This is a genomic window from Aeromonas sp. SrichE-2G (assembly GCF_017939565.1).
Lineage (GTDB): Bacteria > Pseudomonadota > Gammaproteobacteria > Enterobacterales > Aeromonadaceae > Aeromonas > Aeromonas taiwanensis.
Genome location: NZ_JAGKRG010000001.1, coordinates 1 through 15,881, shown reverse-complemented (window position 1 = coordinate 15,881; position 15,881 = coordinate 1). Strand labels below are relative to the sequence as shown.

The 15,881-nt window shown below is 62.6% G+C and carries 17 protein-coding genes and 2 tRNA genes; 8 read left to right on the top strand and 11 right to left on the bottom strand.

Features of this window, described 5'->3' with window-relative positions:
• The first annotated feature begins 4 nt into the window (after positions 1-4).
• Genes ctaD through J9885_RS00085 form a run of 3 tightly spaced genes read left to right on the top strand, consistent with a single transcriptional unit; the run spans position 5 to position 3,051 of the window.
• Positions 5-1,603, top strand: a complete 1,599-nt coding sequence (gene ctaD / locus J9885_RS00095; protein ID WP_210547711.1) for a cytochrome c oxidase subunit I — start codon at positions 5-7, stop codon at positions 1,601-1,603.
• 9 nt (positions 1,604-1,612) lie between these two features.
• The gene (locus tag J9885_RS00090; RefSeq protein WP_043762920.1) at positions 1,613-2,167 is read left to right on the top strand and encodes a cytochrome c oxidase assembly protein; all 555 of its coding nucleotides are present in this window, start codon (positions 1,613-1,615) and stop codon (positions 2,165-2,167) included.
• A gap of 2 nt (positions 2,168-2,169) precedes the next feature.
• Complete coding sequence (locus tag J9885_RS00085) at positions 2,170-3,051, top strand: cytochrome c oxidase subunit 3 (RefSeq protein ID WP_134694812.1); 882 nt, start codon at positions 2,170-2,172, stop codon at positions 3,049-3,051.
• Between the two features lie 8 nt (positions 3,052-3,059).
• On the opposite strand, the gene J9885_RS00080 is transcribed toward J9885_RS00085, so the two are convergent.
• Entirely contained in the window at positions 3,060-3,266 is a 207-nt protein-coding gene (locus tag J9885_RS00080; RefSeq protein ID WP_210547710.1) for a DUF2909 family protein, read from the bottom strand.
• 81 nt (positions 3,267-3,347) lie between these two features.
• Between J9885_RS00080 and J9885_RS00075 the strand changes: the two genes are divergently transcribed.
• The 4 genes from J9885_RS00075 to cyoE all read left to right on the top strand — a co-directional run bounded on the left by J9885_RS00075 (position 3,348) and on the right by cyoE (position 6,487).
• A complete protein-coding gene (locus J9885_RS00075) occupies positions 3,348-4,010 on the top strand; it encodes an SURF1 family protein (protein WP_134694814.1) in 663 nt (220 codons plus the stop codon).
• Positions 4,007-4,489, top strand: a complete 483-nt coding sequence (locus tag J9885_RS00070; protein WP_210547709.1) for a hypothetical protein — start codon at positions 4,007-4,009, stop codon at positions 4,487-4,489. The genes J9885_RS00075 and J9885_RS00070 overlap by 4 nt, the downstream gene beginning before the upstream one ends.
• A 94-nt stretch (positions 4,490-4,583) precedes the next feature.
• The gene (locus tag J9885_RS00065; RefSeq protein WP_246876758.1) at positions 4,584-5,585 is read left to right on the top strand and encodes a COX15/CtaA family protein; all 1,002 of its coding nucleotides are present in this window, start codon (positions 4,584-4,586) and stop codon (positions 5,583-5,585) included.
• Positions 5,582-6,487, top strand: a complete 906-nt coding sequence (gene cyoE / locus J9885_RS00060; RefSeq protein ID WP_210547707.1) for a heme o synthase — start codon at positions 5,582-5,584, stop codon at positions 6,485-6,487. Before J9885_RS00065 ends, cyoE begins: the two co-directional genes overlap by 4 nt.
• A 112-nt stretch (positions 6,488-6,599) precedes the next feature.
• On the opposite strand, the gene J9885_RS00055 is transcribed toward cyoE, so the two are convergent.
• The 7 genes from J9885_RS00055 to nhaC form a co-directional block, all read right to left on the bottom strand.
• Positions 6,600-8,030 carry a gamma-aminobutyraldehyde dehydrogenase gene (locus tag J9885_RS00055; RefSeq protein WP_210547706.1) on the bottom strand — a complete coding sequence of 477 codons (1,431 nt, stop codon included), beginning with the start codon at positions 8,028-8,030 and terminating at the stop codon, positions 6,600-6,602.
• Positions 8,031-8,059: 29 nt separating this feature from the next.
• Positions 8,060-8,878, bottom strand: coding sequence for an ABC transporter permease (locus J9885_RS00050; RefSeq protein ID WP_017779087.1), 819 nt, complete (start codon positions 8,876-8,878; stop codon positions 8,060-8,062).
• Complete coding sequence (locus J9885_RS00045; protein WP_210547705.1) at positions 8,868-9,836, bottom strand: ABC transporter permease; 969 nt, start codon at positions 9,834-9,836, stop codon at positions 8,868-8,870. The genes J9885_RS00050 and J9885_RS00045 overlap by 11 nt, the downstream gene beginning before the upstream one ends.
• Positions 9,833-10,846, bottom strand: coding sequence for an ABC transporter ATP-binding protein (locus J9885_RS00040; RefSeq protein WP_134694819.1), 1,014 nt, complete (start codon positions 10,844-10,846; stop codon positions 9,833-9,835). Before J9885_RS00040 ends, J9885_RS00045 begins: the two co-directional genes overlap by 4 nt.
• Before the next feature lie 68 nt (positions 10,847-10,914).
• Positions 10,915-12,060, bottom strand: coding sequence for an ABC transporter substrate-binding protein (locus tag J9885_RS00035; protein ID WP_210547704.1), 1,146 nt, complete (start codon positions 12,058-12,060; stop codon positions 10,915-10,917).
• A gap of 201 nt (positions 12,061-12,261) precedes the next feature.
• Positions 12,262-13,185 (bottom strand): LysR family transcriptional regulator, encoded by a 924-nt coding sequence (locus J9885_RS00030; RefSeq protein ID WP_043762946.1) that lies wholly within the window; start codon positions 13,183-13,185, stop codon positions 12,262-12,264.
• A gap of 105 nt (positions 13,186-13,290) precedes the next feature.
• On the bottom strand, positions 13,291-14,700 hold the full coding sequence (nhaC, locus tag J9885_RS00025; RefSeq protein WP_210547703.1) for a Na+/H+ antiporter NhaC: 1,410 nt from the start codon (positions 14,698-14,700) through the stop codon (positions 13,291-13,293).
• Positions 14,701-15,002: 302 nt separating this feature from the next.
• Between nhaC and J9885_RS00020 the strand changes: the two genes are divergently transcribed.
• Complete coding sequence (locus J9885_RS00020) at positions 15,003-15,212, top strand: hypothetical protein (RefSeq protein WP_043763164.1); 210 nt, start codon at positions 15,003-15,005, stop codon at positions 15,210-15,212.
• Here the strand turns inward: J9885_RS00020 and J9885_RS00015 are convergent, their stop codons facing one another.
• The 3 genes from J9885_RS00015 to J9885_RS00005 all read right to left on the bottom strand — a co-directional run bounded on the left by J9885_RS00015 (position 15,213) and on the right by J9885_RS00005 (position 15,831).
• On the bottom strand, positions 15,213-15,479 hold the full coding sequence (locus J9885_RS00015; RefSeq protein WP_043762951.1) for a late competence development ComFB family protein: 267 nt from the start codon (positions 15,477-15,479) through the stop codon (positions 15,213-15,215).
• Between the two features lie 109 nt (positions 15,480-15,588).
• Positions 15,589-15,674, bottom strand: a tRNA-Leu gene (locus J9885_RS00010).
• 71 nt (positions 15,675-15,745) lie between these two features.
• Positions 15,746-15,831: transfer RNA gene (locus J9885_RS00005), tRNA-Leu, on the bottom strand.
• Positions 15,832-15,881: the final 50 nt, after the last annotated feature.

Here is a 15,881-nt window from a genome sequence, read left to right as displayed (position 1 = left end):
CGGCATGAGCGATGGAATCACGGATACCCTGCATAGCGAGCACGGCCACCAACCGGCATCGGGTCTGAAGCGTTGGCTGTACACGACCAACCATAAAGACATCGGTACCCTCTATCTGCTCTTCGCCCTGACCATGTTTTTTACCGGCGGCGCCATGGCCATGGTGATCCGGGCCGAGCTGTTTCACCCGGGCTTGCAGCTGGTTGAGCCCCTCTTCTTCAACCAGATGACCACGGTGCACGGCCTCATCATGGTCTTTGGTGCCGTCATGCCCGCCTTCACCGGCCTGGCCAACTGGCTGATCCCCATGATGATCGGTGCCCCCGACATGGCATTGCCCCGGATGAACAACTGGAGTTTCTGGATACTGCCGTTTGCATTTCTGATCCTGCTGTCGAGCCTGTTCATGGAAGGGGGAGGGCCCAGCTCGGGCTGGACCTTCTACGCGCCTCTTTCGACCAAGTACAGCGGCAACAGCACGGCGTTGTTTGTGTTTGCCATCCACATCATGGGGATTTCCTCCATCATGGGGGCCATCAACGTCATCGTCACCATCTTCAACTTGCGGGCCCCCGGCATGGGCTGGATGCAGATGCCGCTCTTTGTCTGGACCTGGCTCATAACGGCATTCCTGCTCATCGCCGTCATGCCGGTACTGGCGGCGGCGGTGACCATGGTGCTGACGGACAAATACTTTGGCACCAGCTTTTTCGATGCGGCAGGAGGCGGGGATCCCGTCATGTTCCAGCATATTTTCTGGTTCTTCGGGCACCCGGAAGTCTACATCATGATCTTGCCGGCCTTCGGCATCGTCTCCAGTATCATCCCGACCTTCTCCCGCAAGCAGCTGTTCGGTTATCGCTCCATGGTTTATGCCACCAGCAGCATCGCCTTGCTCTCCTTCATGGTCTGGGCACACCACATGTTCACAACAGGATTGCCTGTCGTGGCCGAGCTGTTTTTCATGTACACCACCATGCTCATAGCAGTGCCGACTGGAGTGAAGGTGTTTAACTGGGTTGCCACCATGTGGCGCGGTTCCCTGACGTTCGAGACCCCCATGCTGTTCGCCATCGCCTTCATCACCCTGTTCACCATAGGCGGCTTCTCCGGGCTGATGCTGGCCATGACGCCGGCGGACTTCCAGTATCACGACACCTACTTCGTGGTGGCCCATTTCCATTACGTGCTGGTCACAGGTGCTGTCTTCTCGATCCTGGCCGCCGCGTATTACTGGCTGCCAAAATGGACGGGGCACATGTATGACGAGCGGCTCGGCCAGTGGCACTTCTGGTGCTCGCTCGTCTCGGTCAATGTGCTGTTCTTCCCCATGCACTTCGTCGGTCTGGCGGGCATGCCTCGCCGTATTCCGGATTACGCCCTGCAATTTGCCGATTTCAACATGCTGATCAGCCTCGGCGGCTTTGCCTTCGGGTTGTCACAGCTTCTGTTTGTCTGGGGAGTGATCAAGTGCATCCGGGGGGGCAGGCAGGCGAGTGATCAGGTATGGGAGGGGGCGCAGGGGCTGGAGTGGACGCTCTCCTCACCACCGCCTTACCACAGCTTCAAGACACCGCCCGACATCCGGCCGGAAGAGAAGTAAGGAGGCACCATGGCACAGGTTAATCACGGCCCTCTGCTCAGAAAGCTGGCCCTGGTCGTGCTCGCCATGTTTGGTTTCGCCTTTGCGCTGGTGCCGCTCTATGACGTCTTCTGCCGGATGACGGGTCTCAATGGCAAGACCGACGCTCAGCCGGCCACGATGGAACGGGCGGTGCCCGACAGTACGCGGAGCATACAGGTCGAATTTCTTGCCCATGCGGATAGCCGGATGCCCTGGGAGTTCAGCGGCGAAACGGTGCGACTGTCGGTGCGACCGGGGGACGTGAAGCAGGTCAATTACCGGGTATTCAACCCCACCGAGCGCACTATGGTGGGCCAGGCGGTGCCGTCCGTCTCCCCCGGCCCCGCGGCAGCCTACCTGAAGAAGGTGGAGTGCTTCTGCTTCAACCGCCAGGAGTTGCAGGCAGGAGAGAGCAAGCTGATGCCGCTCAAGTTCTATATCGATCCGGCCCTGCCTGACGATATCAACACCATCACGCTCTCCTACTCGCTCTATGACATAACCCAGCCCAAGCCGACCCCGGCACTCGCCCAGAGGAAATAGCCATGGCCAAGGTGAACCAGAATTATTACGTACCTGAGCAGAGCCGTTGGCCCATCATAGGTGCCATTGCCCTGTTTCTCCTGGCTCTGGGGGCGGGACATCTGGTCAACGAGAGCGCGAGTGGCCAGGCCGGTATCGGTCGCTATCTGATGATGGCCGGGGTGGCCCTGCTGGCGTTCATGCTGTTCGGCTGGTTCCGCCATATCATCCACGAGTCCATGACCGGGCTCTACAGCGCCCAGATGGACAGATCCTTCAGGCAGGGCATGGTCTGGTTCATCTTCTCCGAGGTGATGTTCTTTCTGGCCTTCTTCGGCGTGCTGTTCTATGCCCGTCAGCTCGCCATGCCCTGGTTGGACGGAGCAGGCAGCAAGGTGATGACAGGCCAGTTGCTCTGGCCGGATTTCACGGCCCATTGGCCCCTGCTCAAGACCCCGGGAGGCACCACCACCCAGGCCATGCCCTGGCATGGCATCCCCCTTGTCAACACTGTGATCCTGCTCGGCTCCTCCGTCACCCTGCTGTTTGCGCATACGGGGCTGGAAGCGGGGAGACGGACCCGTCTCAAGGGGATGCTGCTGATGACAGTGGTACTGGGGCTGACATTCCTGTGGTTGCAGGGCTATGAATACCTTCATGCGTACCGGGAGCTGGGACTGCGGCTCGACTCCGGCATCTATGGTAATACCTTCTTCATTCTGACCGGGTTCCACGGTCTGCACGTCATGCTGGGCACCCTGTTCCTGACCATCATCTGGCTGCGCATCATGCTGAGGGATCATTTCACCCCACAGCGCCATTTCGCCTTCCAGGCTGCGGCCTGGTACTGGCACTTCGTCGACGTGGTCTGGCTCTGTCTGTTCGTCTTCGTCTATCTGCTCTGAGGTCGCCCTCAGTAGGGGCGCTGATTGGGCTCCAGCCAGCCCATCATGACGGCGAGCAGCAGAAGGACGATCACCAACAGAGAGAGGAAGACGCGGCGCCCCAGAGGGGCCGACATCTTTTGCGTGTGACCTGCGGTCATCATCAGCCAGAGGGCATGAAACAGCTGTCCGATGATGAGCAGCAGCATGAGTACCAGCACCACCTTGATCAACATGTTGGGATCCTCCGTGATATGCGTGACTTGGCAACGTGGAACAAACAACGCCCCTGGCACCACAGACGCTGGCTCGTACTCTTGTTTACTCTGGTTGTGACCGCCGGTTTGTGCAAGCTGGCGCTCTGGCAGTGGCAGCGCGGGGTGGAGAAGGCGTCTTGGCTGGAGCGGATGGCGGTGGCACAACAGGCACCGCCACAAACGCTGGCCCAGCTCGACTGGAGCGACCCGGCGTCACTGGACGGTCTGGCATTGCAGGGTGAAGTCGAGTGGGTATCTCCCTATATCTGGTTGCTGGACAACCAGGCTGCCGGGGGGGGGATCGGCTATGACGTGCTCATTCCGGTGCGAGCCCCCAACGCCTCCATTTTATTGCTGGTGAACCTGGGCTGGGTGCCCGCCCCCGCGAGCCGTGCTCAGCTGCCAAGGCCCGTTATCCCGGCCACCCTGGCGCTCGATGGCGTGTTGCGTACGGCCCCCGGCGGCCTCCTGCTGGGTCAGAATATCGAGTCCGGCCCCTATCCAAACCGGTTGCAGTCCATCAGGTCGGAGGCCCTGGGCGAGGTCATGGGAGCGCCTCTCGCAGACGCCGTGTTCTACCAGCAGCGGACTCCCTTCTTCTATCACTACCAGCCGAATGTCATGCCCCCAGAGAAGCACCGGGCTTATGCGGTGCAATGGCTCGGATTGGCGCTGGTGGTGCTGGTGGGCGGTCTGGTGCTGACGAGGAGGATGTCACCATGAATCCATGGCGTAGATGGCGCGTTCCCGTGCTCTTTAGTCTGGTGATCCTGCTGCCGGTGCTACTGGCGGCCCTGACCCTGAAGCAGGGCTGGTATGAAGCGGGCACCCGTAGCAAGGGGGTCTGGATGAATCAGGAGATCTATCTGCTGCCACCCCTCCCGTCCCAGCAGAGCAAATGGCGGCTGGTCTATCTGGCGGCCCGAGAGTGCGAGGGGCTGTGCCGCCAGGTGCCGGAGTTGATGGCGCGGATCCAGACCGCACTGGGTCGCAATCTGGACAAGCTGGAGCTGGTACAACTGCCCCCTCGAAGTGGTACGGATGGCGAGGTGAGGGTGGGCGACATGCTGCTGGTGGACTCGCAGGGGCTGGCCATACTGCGTTACGAGGTCCCTGCCAGCACGGCGCAATGGCCGCTGTTTGGCAAGTCTGTGCTGTCGGATCTGCAGCAGCTGCTCAAGTATCAGCGAGGTGTGCAATGAAGGCGGAGATCACGGTGGGGGCGGGCGACATGGCCCTGTCCGTTGCACAACCCGGAACCTGGCGTCGGCGAGGTAGCCTATGAAGATCCAGAAGATGTTGGCATCGATGGCCATAGTGCTGGCGGTGCTGGTGATCATGCTCGGTGCCTACACCCGCTTGACGGATGCCGGGCTGGCCTGTCCAGACTGGCCAGGTTGTTACGGCTCCCTGGCCATCCCCCACGCCGATCACGTCGAGCAGGCGGCCCAGCGTTACCCTGACAGCCCGCTGGTGCCTCACAAGGCGCGCAGCGAGATGGTGCACCGCTACTTGGCCGGTGTGCTGGGGTGCCTGATTGCGGCCCTGTTCGCGCTGAGCTGGCGCGCAGGCGGTAGTCTGCGTCTGCTGTCGGGTACCTTGCTGGCGCTGGTGGTGGGGCAGGCGACGCTGGGCATGTGGACGGTGACCCTGGCACTGCATCCCCTGGTCGTCACCACCCATCTGCTGGGTGGGTTCACCATCCTGACTCTGCTGTGGCTCTATCGCCTCGCACTGGCGCGCCCGTCGGCGCCCCCCCGCAGCCATCATGGCCAGGGATTGCCCTGGCTGGGGAGCGCCGCCTGTGGCGTGTTGTTGCTGCAGATTGCACTGGGAGGCTGGACGTCGGCGAACTACGCCGCCATGGCTTGCGTCGAGTTGCCATTCTGTCAGGGGGATTGGCAGGAGCAGCTGCATTGGGAAGAGGCCTTCCACCTGCCGCTGGGGCACACCAGCTATGAATTCGGAGTGCTGAGCAAGGAGGCGCGTCAGACCATCCATATCGCCCATCGTCTGGGCGCCCTGGCTACCGCCCTGCTGGTGGGCGGTTTTGCCCTCGCCCTGATCCGCCAGAGGGCTTCTCTGCGGTGGCTCGGCGGGCTCTTGCTGGTCCTGCTGCTCGCCCAGATTGCGTTGGGGCTGGCGAACGTTCATCTGGCCTTGCCGCTGGCCAATGCCCTTGCGCACAACCTGGTGGCGGCCCATCTGCTGGTGTGCTGTGTCCTGGCCCGTGGGCGCCTCTCTCGCCCCCATGGTCCTCCCGTGCTGTCGCCCGTGGTGGCCAGGAGCCGGATATGAATGGCAAACCGCTGGCACAACGTGTCGCTCCCCGGCTGTGGCGGGACTATTACCAGTTGACCAAGCCCAAGGTGGTGGCGTTGCTGCTGCTGACGGCCTGGGTGGGCATGCTGCTGGCCGAGCCGACGCAGGCCTCTCTGGGCGAGATGGTGCTGGGGTTGGGGGGGATAGGACTGCTCGCCGCCGGGGCGGCGGCCATGAATCACTCCCTTGACCACGGTATCGATGCCCGGATGCGCAGGACGCGCTGGCGCCCGGTGGCCAGGGGGAGGATAGGACCGGGGCAGGCGATGACCTTCGCCGCCTCGCTGGCCCTGCTGGGATTTGTGCTGCTTTATTGGGGGGTGAATCCTCTGACCGCCTGGTTGACCCTGGCCAGCCTCCTCGGTTATGCGGTCGTCTATACCCTGCTGCTGAAGCGGGCGACCCCGCAGAACATCGTCATCGGCGGGCTGGCGGGGGCCATGCCGCCGCTGCTGGGCTGGACCAGCATCACCGGGCAGCTCTCGGCTGAGCCCTGGCTACTGGTGATGATCATCTTTACCTGGACGCCTCCTCACTTCTGGTCCCTGGCCATCCACCGGCGTGATGACTATGCCGGCGCCGATATTCCCATGCTGCCGGTCACCCATGGCATCGGATTCACCAAGACGGCCATCCTGCTCTATCTGCTGATCCTGACCCTGGTCTGCCTGCTACCCTACCTGATAGGTATGTCCGGGCTCATCTACCTGGTCGGCAGCCTGGGGTTGAACCTCGTATTCTGCTGGCATGGCTGGTTGTTGAAGTACAGGGATCGGCCCGGTCAGGCGATGCGCACCTTCCGCTTCTCCATCTATCACCTGATGTTGCTGTTTGGTCTGCTGATCCTGGATCACCACTGGCTGTGGCGATTGTCGTGACGCCGATGGGAGCCAGGACAAGGTGAATGGCGGCTCAGTATCTGCGTACTGCCTTGACGACATAAAACAAGATGGCCCCTCAGGGCCATCTTGTTTTCAGGGAGGCAGGAGCCTAGAGCTTGACCATGATGTGGCGCGGCACAGTGTAATCTTCCAGCGCGTAGAGGGAGAGATCCTTGCCGTAGCCGGACATCTTCATGCCGCCGTGGGGCATCTCGGAGGTGAGCATGAAGTGGGTGTTGATCCAGGTGCAGCCGTACTGCAGGTGGCTGGCCACCTTGCTGGCAAGGCCGAGATCCCGGGTCCAGACCGAGCTGGCGAGGCCATAGTCCGAGTCGTTGGCCCACTGCACCACCTGCTCGGCGTCGGTGAAGCGGGTCACCGACACCACGGGGCCGAATACCTCGCGGCGCACGATCTCATCCTCCTGGCGGGCATGGGCGATCAGGGTCGGCTCGAAGAAGAAGCCGTTGCCGGGGCGGATCTTGCCACCCGCCGTCACCTCCACGTGGCCGCTGCTCTGGGCCCGTTCCACGAAGCTCGCCACCCGGTTGCGCTGCCGGTCCGAGATGAGCGGCCCCATCTCCACCCCCTCCTCGCGCGGACCGCCCACCTTGATGGAGGCCACGGCATCCGTCATGGCGGCGACAAACTTGTCGTAGATCTTGGCCTGGGCATAGATGCGGCAGGCGGCGGTGCAATCCTGGCCGGCGTTGTAGAAGCCGAAGGTGCGGATGCCCGCCACCACGGCCTCCAGATCCGCATCGTCGAAGATGATGACCGGCGCCTTGCCCCCCAGCTCAAGGTGGGTGCGCTTCATGGTGCGGGCGGCGCTCTGCAGGATCTTCTGGCCGGTGGCGATGTCACCGGTCAGCGACACCATGCGCACCAGCGGGTGCTCCACCAGCGGCGCCCCCACGCTCTCGCCCCGGCCGCAGACGATGTTGATGACGCCGCGGGGGAAGAACTCGCTGGCCAGCTCCGCCAGGCGCAGGGCGGTGAGCGGGGTCTGTTCGGAGGGCTTGAGTACCACCGTATTGCCGGCGGCGAGCACGGGGGCCATCTTCCAGGCCGCCATCATCAACGGATAGTTCCAGGGGGCGATACTGCCCACCACGCCGATGGGATCGCGGCGGATCATGCTGGTGTGCCCCTCCAGATACTCCCCGGCGAGCGGCCCCTGCAGGCAGCGGGCGGCCCCGGCGAAGAAGCGGAAGCAGTCCACCACCGCCGGCAGCTCGTCATTGAGCACCGCCAGATAGGGTTTGCCGCAGTTGAGGGATTCCAGCGCCGCAAACTCCTCGGCGTGGCGTTCGATGGCATCGGCTAGGCGCAGCAGCAGGGTACTGCGCTGGGCCGGGGTGGTGCGGCTCCACTGGGCGAAGGCGCGCTGGGCGCCGTTCACCGCCCGATTCACCTGCTCGAACGAGGCTTCGGGTACCGAGGCGAGAAGCTCGCCGGTGGCGGGATTGAGGATGGGCTCGGCCTGGCCGTCACCGGTGACGAATTGGCCGTCGATCAAGAGTTGGGTAGAGAGTTTCATGGTTGCATCCTTGCGCACGCGTTGAGTCGTTATTTGCCACTGCCGGCGACGTCCTGGCCGTCGCGGGTGAGGTAGTAGGCAAGCAGAATGGGAATGGTGGTGAAGGCCACTATGATGAGCGCCACCACGTTGGTGACCGGTCTGTCACGAGGACGGATCAGCTCCTGATACATCCAGATCGGCAGCGTGGTCTGCTGGCCGGCGGTGAAGGTGGTGACGATCACCTCGTCAAAGCTCAGCGCAAACGCCAGCATGCCCCCCGCCAGCAGCGCGGTGGCGAGGTTCGGCAGGATCACGTAGCGCAGGGTCTGGAAGCCGTCGGCACCGAGATCCATCGACGCCTCGATGAGGCTCTGGTTGGTGCGGCGAAAGCGTGCCAGGGCGTTGTTGTAGACCACCACCACGCAGAAGGTGGCGTGACCGATGACGATGGTCCAGAAGCTGAAGGGGATCTCCATCACCCCATAGGCGGAGCGCAGCGCGATGCCGGTGACGATGCCGGGCAGGGCGATGGGCAGCACCAGCAAGAGCGACACCACCTCCTGGCCGAAGAAGCGGCTGCGGGCGATGGCCCCCGCCGCCAGGGTGCCGAGCACCATGGCCACCAGGGTGGCGAGCCCGGCCACCTCCAGCGACAGCTGGATGGCGCGCCACACGTCGGGGCGGTTCAGGGTCACCTCGAACCACTTGAGGGTGAGCCCGGGGGGCGGGAACTGGTAGCTCTTGCTCTCGCTGGTGAAGGCGTAGAGGAAGATGAACAGGATCGGGAAGTGCAGGAACAGGAGGCCGCCGATGGCCGCGTACTTGAGCAGGCCGGAGGGCTGGTTCGTAGAGGGATTAGAGCGCATCGAAGGCCCCCAGACGTTTTGCTATCGCCAGATAGATGGCAATGATGAGGATGGGTACCAGCGAGAAGGCGGCGGCGAAGGGCAGGTTGCCCGCCGTGCCCTGCTGCATGTAGACCACCTGGCCTATGTACATGGTGGAGTTGCCTATGATGCCGGGGATGATGTAGTCCCCCAGCGTCAGGGAGAAGGTGAAGATGGAGCCCGCCACCACACCGGGCAGGGCCAGCGGCAGGATCAGGGTGCGAAAGGTCTGGGCCGGGGTGGCGCCGAGATCGCCGCTCGCCTCGAGCAAGGATCGTGGGATCCGCTCCACCGCCGCCTGGATGGGCAGGATCATGAAGGGCAGCCAGACGTAGACGAACACGATGAAGGTGCCGATGCGGGAAAACGAGAGCGACGGCCCGCCGATCACTGGTAGCGAGAGGATGGCGTCCAGCAGCCAGTCCAGCCCCAGGGTGTCAGCCAGCCAGCTGACGACCCCCTCCTTGGCCAGGATCAGCTTCCAGGCGTAGACCCGCACCAGATAGCTGGACCAGAGCGGCAGCATGATGCCGACGTAGAACAGGGCCCGGGTCTTGCCGCTGGTGTAGCGCGCCATGTAATAGGCCACCGGAAAGCCGAGCAGGGCGCAGGCCAGGGTCACCAGCAGGGACATGCCGACGGTGCGCAGGATCACGTCCAGGTTCTCCGCCCGCAGCAGGGCGACGAAATTCTGCAGCCCCAGCTCGTGGCGGATCTGGCCGCTGAACTCGTCCAGCCCGAAGAAGGCGTTGGAGAGCAGCATCAGCAGGGAGCCCACATAGATGATGCCGAGCCACAGCAGGGGCGGCCCCAGCAGGATGGCCAGCAGCAGGCCGGAGCGGCCATAGAGCAGGGTGGAGAGGCGCCGCAGCGGCCTGACGCGAACGGAGTCGGTAGCGTGGCTCATGGCAAGGCTCGCACTGTGGGGGGCGCTCATGGTTGAGCTCCCTGGTGGGCTGTGTGCAGGCGATGGATCGCCTGCTCCGGCCAGCTGAGGCTGACCCGGGCGCCACGGGGCAGGCGGGCCTGGCCCTCGTTGGGATGGTTGACGATAAGCTCGAGCTGCTCGCCGAGATCGACCCGGTAGCGCACGAAGGGGCCGAGGTACTCCACCTCGCGCACCTCCCCGGACCAGCCCGGTGTACCGGCCTCGGCGAGGCGGATCCGCTCCGGGCGCACCATCATCTGGCGCTCATCGCCACACAGGCGCCTGGCCTGCTCCCCCTCGAACAGGTTGACGGTGCCCACGAAGCGGGCGACGAAGGGGGTGGCGGGGGCATCGTAGATGGTATCCGGCGCGGCGATCTGCTCGATCTTGCCCTGATTGAAGATGCAGATGCGGTCGCTCATGGAGAGCGCCTCCTGCTGATCGTGGGTGACGAAGATGAAGGTGATGCCGAGCTGGCGCTGTAAGGCTTTGAGCTCGAGTTGCATCTGCTCGCGCAGCTTGAGGTCGAGCGCCCCGAGCGGCTCGTCCAGCAGCAGGATGCGCGGCTGGTTGATCAGCGCCCGGGCGATGGCGATGCGCTGGCGCTGGCCGCCGGAGAGCTGGCCGGGCTTGCGGTTGCCGACGCCGGGCAGGCGCACCAGCTCCAGCATCTCGTCCACCTTGCGATAGCGCTCCGCCTTGGCCACCCCCTTGAGCATCAGGCCGTAGCCTATGTTGTCGCGCACATCCATGTTGGGGAACAGGGCGTAGTCCTGAAACACGGTATTGAGGTTGCGATCGTAGGGGGGCACGGTGGAGCAGGGTTCACCGAACAGCCGGATCTCCCCCTCGCTCGGGTACTCGAAGCCCGCGATCATCCGCAGGCAGGTGGTCTTGCCAGAACCGCTCGGCCCCAGCAGGGTGAAGAACTCGCCGGCGGGGATCTGGAAGGAGATGTCGTCAACCGCGGCCACCTCGCCATAGTGGCGGCTGACCCGGTCAAATTGTACGGCTGTCATGGTACGTCCTTGTCTGTGGGAAGCGGGCCGGACTCCTGTCCGGCCCAGTGGTTACAGCATTGCCTGGATCAGCGGCCACCCAGGATGGCGATATAGTCCGAGACCCAGCGGTAGTAGGGCACGCAGGTTCCCTGGCTCTTGCACTGGGAGACGGGGGTGCGCCAGAAGTGCACGCGATCGAAGTTGTCGATGCCGTTGGTCTTGCATCCTTCCGGGCCCAGCAGGGCGTTGCCCTCGCAGGCGGCCGGCACCACGGGCACGGAGCCGAACCAGGAGGCGAGATCCCCCTGCAACTTGTTGTTGAGGGAGTGCTCCAGCCACTTATAGGCACAAGTGAGGTTCTTGGCCTCGCTGTGCACCATGCTGGTGTCGGCCCAGCCGGTGACGCCTTCCTTGGGCACTGTGGTAGCGATGGGCTGCTTGTCGGCGATCAGGGTATTGGCCTGGAACGGCCAGGAGCCGGAGGCCACCACCCCTTCGTTCTTGAAGTCGTCGATCTGGACGAAGGCGTCATGCCAGTAGCGTCCCACCAGCTGGCGTTGCTTGCGCAGCAGGTCGAGGGAGGCCTTGTACTGCTCCTCGTTCAGCTCGTAGGGATCCTTGATGCCGAGCGCCGGCTGGTGGGTCATCAGATAGAGGGCGGCATCGGCGATGTGGATGGGGCCGTCAAACGCCTGCACCCGCCCCTTGTTGGACTTGCCATCCGCCAGGGTTTGCTCTTCGAACACCACGTTCCAGGAGTCCGGCGCCTTGGGGAACACCTTGGTGTTGTACATCAAGATGTTGCCGCCCCACTGGTAGGGCACACCGTAATGTTTGCCGTCCACCGTGTGCCAGGGGGCATTCTGCAGCCGGGGATCAATTTTGCTGTAGCTCGGGATGAGCGCCAGATTGAGTGGCTGCACCTTGCCGCCGGCGATGAGGCGAAGGCTGGCGTCACCGGAGGCGGTCACCAGGTCGAAGCCCCCCTCGTTCATCAGCGCCACCATTTCGTCCGAGGTGGCGGCCGTTTTGACATTGACCTTGCAGCCGGTCTCTTTCTCGAAGCCGGTGACCCAGTCGTAGTTCTTGTCGGTCTCGCCACGCTCCACGTAGCCAGCCCAGGCCACGATGTTGAGCTGGCCTTCACCCTTGCCGAGGGTGGTCGGGGCGGCCTGGGTCTGGCCGGCCATCAGGACGGGGATCAGAGCCAGGGTCAGGGGGGTCAGTTTCATCTTGCTCTCCTTGCATGGGCGGGCACGGTTGTGGTGCCTCACTGACAATTAACATCATGTTAACCAGCCATGAGCGTAGGAGAAGCCGACAGTAATGAGAATTTCAATTTTTAACGGCTTAGGTATCTAAAAAATCAATATCGAGTGCATATGAATCTGATTTTTGGTTGCAGCCCCCTGGTCAGTCGCACGGGGTCTGAGTCAGCGGGGGAGGGGCTGGCGTGACCGCAGCCGGCTCTGGTCTCGCGCAATGTCGATGAACTCGCGGGCGGTCCACTCCAGTCGTGAACCCCGCCGCCACACCAGGCCGATGTCGATGGCGGGGATGGGCTCCTTGATGGTGCGGGCCTCGACCCGCTCCTGCTCCAGGGACCAGGGACGATAGGCAAAATCCGGCAGCAGGGCGAGCCCGAGCTGGCTCGCTACCAGGCTGCGCACCGCTTCCACCGAGGCGGTGCGCAGCACGATGCGCGGCGCTATGCCATAGCGCCGCAGGCCGCCACCGATGATCTGGTCCAGCTGGTCGGCGGTCAGGGAGATCATGGGCTCTTCACCGAGCGCCTTGAGGGAGAGGGTCGACTCGGCGCAGAGGGGGTGGTTGGCGGCGAGCCAGACCCGCAATGGCGAGCGGGTCAGCAGTTCGGTATCGAATGCCTCCTGGCGGATGGTGCGGTTGGTCATCAGGATCCCTACATCCACCTCGCCGTTGACGATCTGATGCTCGAGGTAGGGCTGCTCGTCCTCCTTCACCTCTATCTGCACCGCGGGAAAGGCACGGCGAAAGCGGCCAAGGGCCTCCGACAGGTAGTAGCCGGCTACCAGCGTCGTCACCCCTATGGTGAGCTTTCCCTGATCCTGCTGGGCCACCGCCTTGAGAGACTGGCTGGCCTCTGTCATGGCGCCGAGGATGCGGCGGGCGTGGAGCAGAAACTGGTGGCCCTGGGTGGTGAGACTGACCCCGCGCGGATTGCGCTCGAACAGGGGGGCGCCGAGTTCGGTCTCCAATTCGCGGATGGCGCTGGTGACCGCCGACTGGGAGATGTGCAGCTCGGCGGCGGCCCGACTGACGGAGAAGCTGTCGGCTACCGCTACGAAATAGCGGATCTGGCGAAAGGTGAAGTTCATCTGGGCATCCTGCCACGTGTGACCTGGGTGATGGCAAGCTTAACCTCGAATCGCGCCCAGACAAAAGGCGCCGTGCTGGCGCCTTTGTCGTGATTTTTCCTGCGGTTAGCGGGAACTGGCGGCTTCGATCACCGGCACCCGGGTCACCCCCTTGCCCAGATAGGCGAGGGTGATGGTCACGATGATGCAGGTGAAGCTGAGCCACATGTAGGGCAGATAGTCGAGAGTGGCCACCCCCAGCACGCCGGCCATGAAGATGCCGTTGTCGCTCCAGGGTACCATGCCGCAGGTGAGAGTGCCGCCAAACTCGGCGTTGCGGGAGAGGTTCTTGCGTGCCAGTCCCAGCCGGTCGTAGTTCTTGGCCATGATCTTGGGGGTCAGGATCAGGGACACATACATGGCGGAGCCGAACACGTTGGCCAGGAAGGCGGTGCCTATGGTGTGGCTGGTCAGGCTGCCTGCGCTGTTGATGCGCTTCTCGAAGGCGCTGGCGATGACGGAGAGAATGCCGACCTTCTCCAGCAGGCCGCCAAAGCCCAGACCGAAGATGATGACGGCCACGGATCCCAGCATGGATTCCATGCCGCCGCGGCCCAGTATGTTGTCGATGAAGTCGACGCCGGAGGTGATGGCAAACGGGCTGTAGGCGGAGTGCATCGCCTTCACCGGATCCATGTCCTGGAACAGGATGGCCCAGACCAGGCCCAGCAGGGCGCCGAAGCTGATCACCGGGAAGGCTGGCTTGCGGTTGGCCAACAGGCCCAGCACCAGCACCACGGGTACTATGGCCAGCGGGGTGATGTTGAACTGCTTGTCGAGGGCCTCCATCACCAGGTTGACCTGCTCCAGGCTGACGTTGCCGGAGTACTGCATGCCGACCACGGTGAACAGGGCTGCGGTGATGACGTAGGAGAACAGGCTGATGGGCAGCATCCCCTTAATGTGCTCCATCACGTCGACATTGGACATGGTGGAGGCCAGCACCACGGAGTCGGAGAGCGGAGAGAGCTTGTCACCGAAGTAGACGCCGGAGAGCACGGCACCGGCGACCAGCGGTGCCGGGACTCCCAGGCTGTGGCCTATGCCCATCATGGCGATGCCGGCGGTGGCGGCCGAGCCCCAGGAGGTGCCGGTGGCCAGCGAGGTGAGGGAGCAGATGATCAGGGTCGCCAGCAGGAAGATGGAGGGGTGTATCACCTTGAGGCCGAAGTAGATGATGCTGGGGACTATGCCACCGGCAATCCAGGTGCCGACCAGAGCACCGACGGAGATCAGTATCAGGATGGCACCCATTCCCTTGGAGACGCCATCGACGGCCGCCTGCTCCAGGGATTTGTAATCGTGGCCGAGCTTGATGCCGAGCCCCATGATGACGAACCAGGCGATGAACAGGGCCAGCTGGATCGGCAGATCGAGCACGCTGGTGAAGGAGAAGGCCAGGGCCAGGAAAATGGCCAGACAGGCTGACACCTGCAGCATGCTCGGCAATCGGATGTGGTTGTGTTGGTTTTGCATAGATACGTCCTAAACTCTTGCTCGCCAAGGTCGGTCCCTCTCGTCCTGTGGATACACGTATCCCGAGGGGCTCACCCAAAAGAGGGCGCAATCTACCATAAACAGAAGGTATGAAATTCCAACTTATTTATCAAAAATGTATTTTTGTTTGATAAATCTACAAAATTGTTGATCTGAACGAGGTTTCTTTCATCTCTGGGGGCCGTCGCTCAATTGAGGAAAACCCATAGAAAAGTCCGATTGCGCCCCTGCTGATTGCAAGTAATAATCATTATCATCTTTGTGCTGTGGGTATCATGACCATGATCTGGATAGTGCGCTGTCTTCTATTGGCGGGTTTGCTGCTGACCTTGGCCTGGGCTCAGGAGAGGGCATACGGTCTGTGGAGCCTGGGCTTCTTGCTGGCAGCCTGGGTCATGGTGGAACCCAGGCTGAGGCCGGCGCTGATCCTGCTGCCGGTGGCAGGTATGACGGGGGTCGTCACCCTGCTCTGGCAGCAGAGCTGGATGTAGTCAGCGAGCGGGGACGGCCTGGATCTGGTCATAGGCCCGGCGCAGCGATGCAATGACCTTCTGCTCCATCTCGGTGCGCTCGGCCTCGGTGGTGAAGTAGAGCATGTCTACCTCGTGACGGATGTAGTGGGAGGGAAGCTGATTGAGGGCCAGACAGCAGAGGTCGGCAAGCTGGTGTGCGGGCAGCGTGCGATCCAGCCCCTGTTTCTCTATTTCCTTGAGCACCAGATGTTCGTAGAAGTTGTGAATGTCGGTATCCAGGATCATATGCATTCCTTGGCATGACGATGGGCGGTGAGTCGTCAAAAGCATAGTCATAACAAGGGGTAAAAACAAAAGGCCCGTCACTTTCGTGATGGGCCTTTTGCATAATGAATGGTGCGAAGAGAGGGACTCGAACCCTCACATCCGTGGGACACTAACACCTGAAGCTAGCGCGTCTACCAATTCCGCCACCTTCGCACACTGATTTTTTCCAGCTGGTTTTTAAATGCGGTTGGAGCGCATTGCTCTGTGTTTACATGTCAGAATCATGGTGCGAAGAGAGGGACTCGAACCCTCACACCCGGGGGGCACTAACACCTGAAGCTAGCGCGTCTACCAATTCCGCCACCTTCGCACATCGGGTTATCAGTCTGGATTTACATGCTGTCTGATAAAAGCATGGTG

Coding starts and splice junctions, on each gene's coding strand:
- ctaD (WP_210547711.1), top strand. CDS start 5: ATGAGCGATGGAATCACGGATACCCTGCATAGCGAGCACGGCCACCAA.
- J9885_RS00090 (WP_043762920.1), top strand. CDS start 1,613: ATGGCACAGGTTAATCACGGCCCTCTGCTCAGAAAGCTGGCCCTGGTC.
- J9885_RS00085 (WP_134694812.1), top strand. CDS start 2,170: ATGGCCAAGGTGAACCAGAATTATTACGTACCTGAGCAGAGCCGTTGG.
- J9885_RS00080 (WP_210547710.1), bottom strand. CDS start 3,266: ATGTTGATCAAGGTGGTGCTGGTACTCATGCTGCTGCTCATCATCGGA.
- J9885_RS00070 (WP_210547709.1), top strand. CDS start 4,007: ATGAATCCATGGCGTAGATGGCGCGTTCCCGTGCTCTTTAGTCTGGTG.
- J9885_RS00065 (WP_246876758.1), top strand. CDS start 4,584: ATGTTGGCATCGATGGCCATAGTGCTGGCGGTGCTGGTGATCATGCTC.
- cyoE (WP_210547707.1), top strand. CDS start 5,582: ATGAATGGCAAACCGCTGGCACAACGTGTCGCTCCCCGGCTGTGGCGG.
- J9885_RS00055 (WP_210547706.1), bottom strand. CDS start 8,030: ATGAAACTCTCTACCCAACTCTTGATCGACGGCCAATTCGTCACCGGT.
- J9885_RS00050 (WP_017779087.1), bottom strand. CDS start 8,878: ATGCGCTCTAATCCCTCTACGAACCAGCCCTCCGGCCTGCTCAAGTAC.
- J9885_RS00045 (WP_210547705.1), bottom strand. CDS start 9,836: ATGAGCGCCCCCCACAGTGCGAGCCTTGCCATGAGCCACGCTACCGAC.
- J9885_RS00040 (WP_134694819.1), bottom strand. CDS start 10,846: ATGACAGCCGTACAATTTGACCGGGTCAGCCGCCACTATGGCGAGGTG.
- J9885_RS00035 (WP_210547704.1), bottom strand. CDS start 12,060: ATGAAACTGACCCCCCTGACCCTGGCTCTGATCCCCGTCCTGATGGCC.
- J9885_RS00030 (WP_043762946.1), bottom strand. CDS start 13,185: ATGAACTTCACCTTTCGCCAGATCCGCTATTTCGTAGCGGTAGCCGAC.
- nhaC (WP_210547703.1), bottom strand. CDS start 14,700: ATGCAAAACCAACACAACCACATCCGATTGCCGAGCATGCTGCAGGTG.
- J9885_RS00020 (WP_043763164.1), top strand. CDS start 15,003: ATGATCTGGATAGTGCGCTGTCTTCTATTGGCGGGTTTGCTGCTGACC.
- J9885_RS00015 (WP_043762951.1), bottom strand. CDS start 15,479: ATGATCCTGGATACCGACATTCACAACTTCTACGAACATCTGGTGCTC.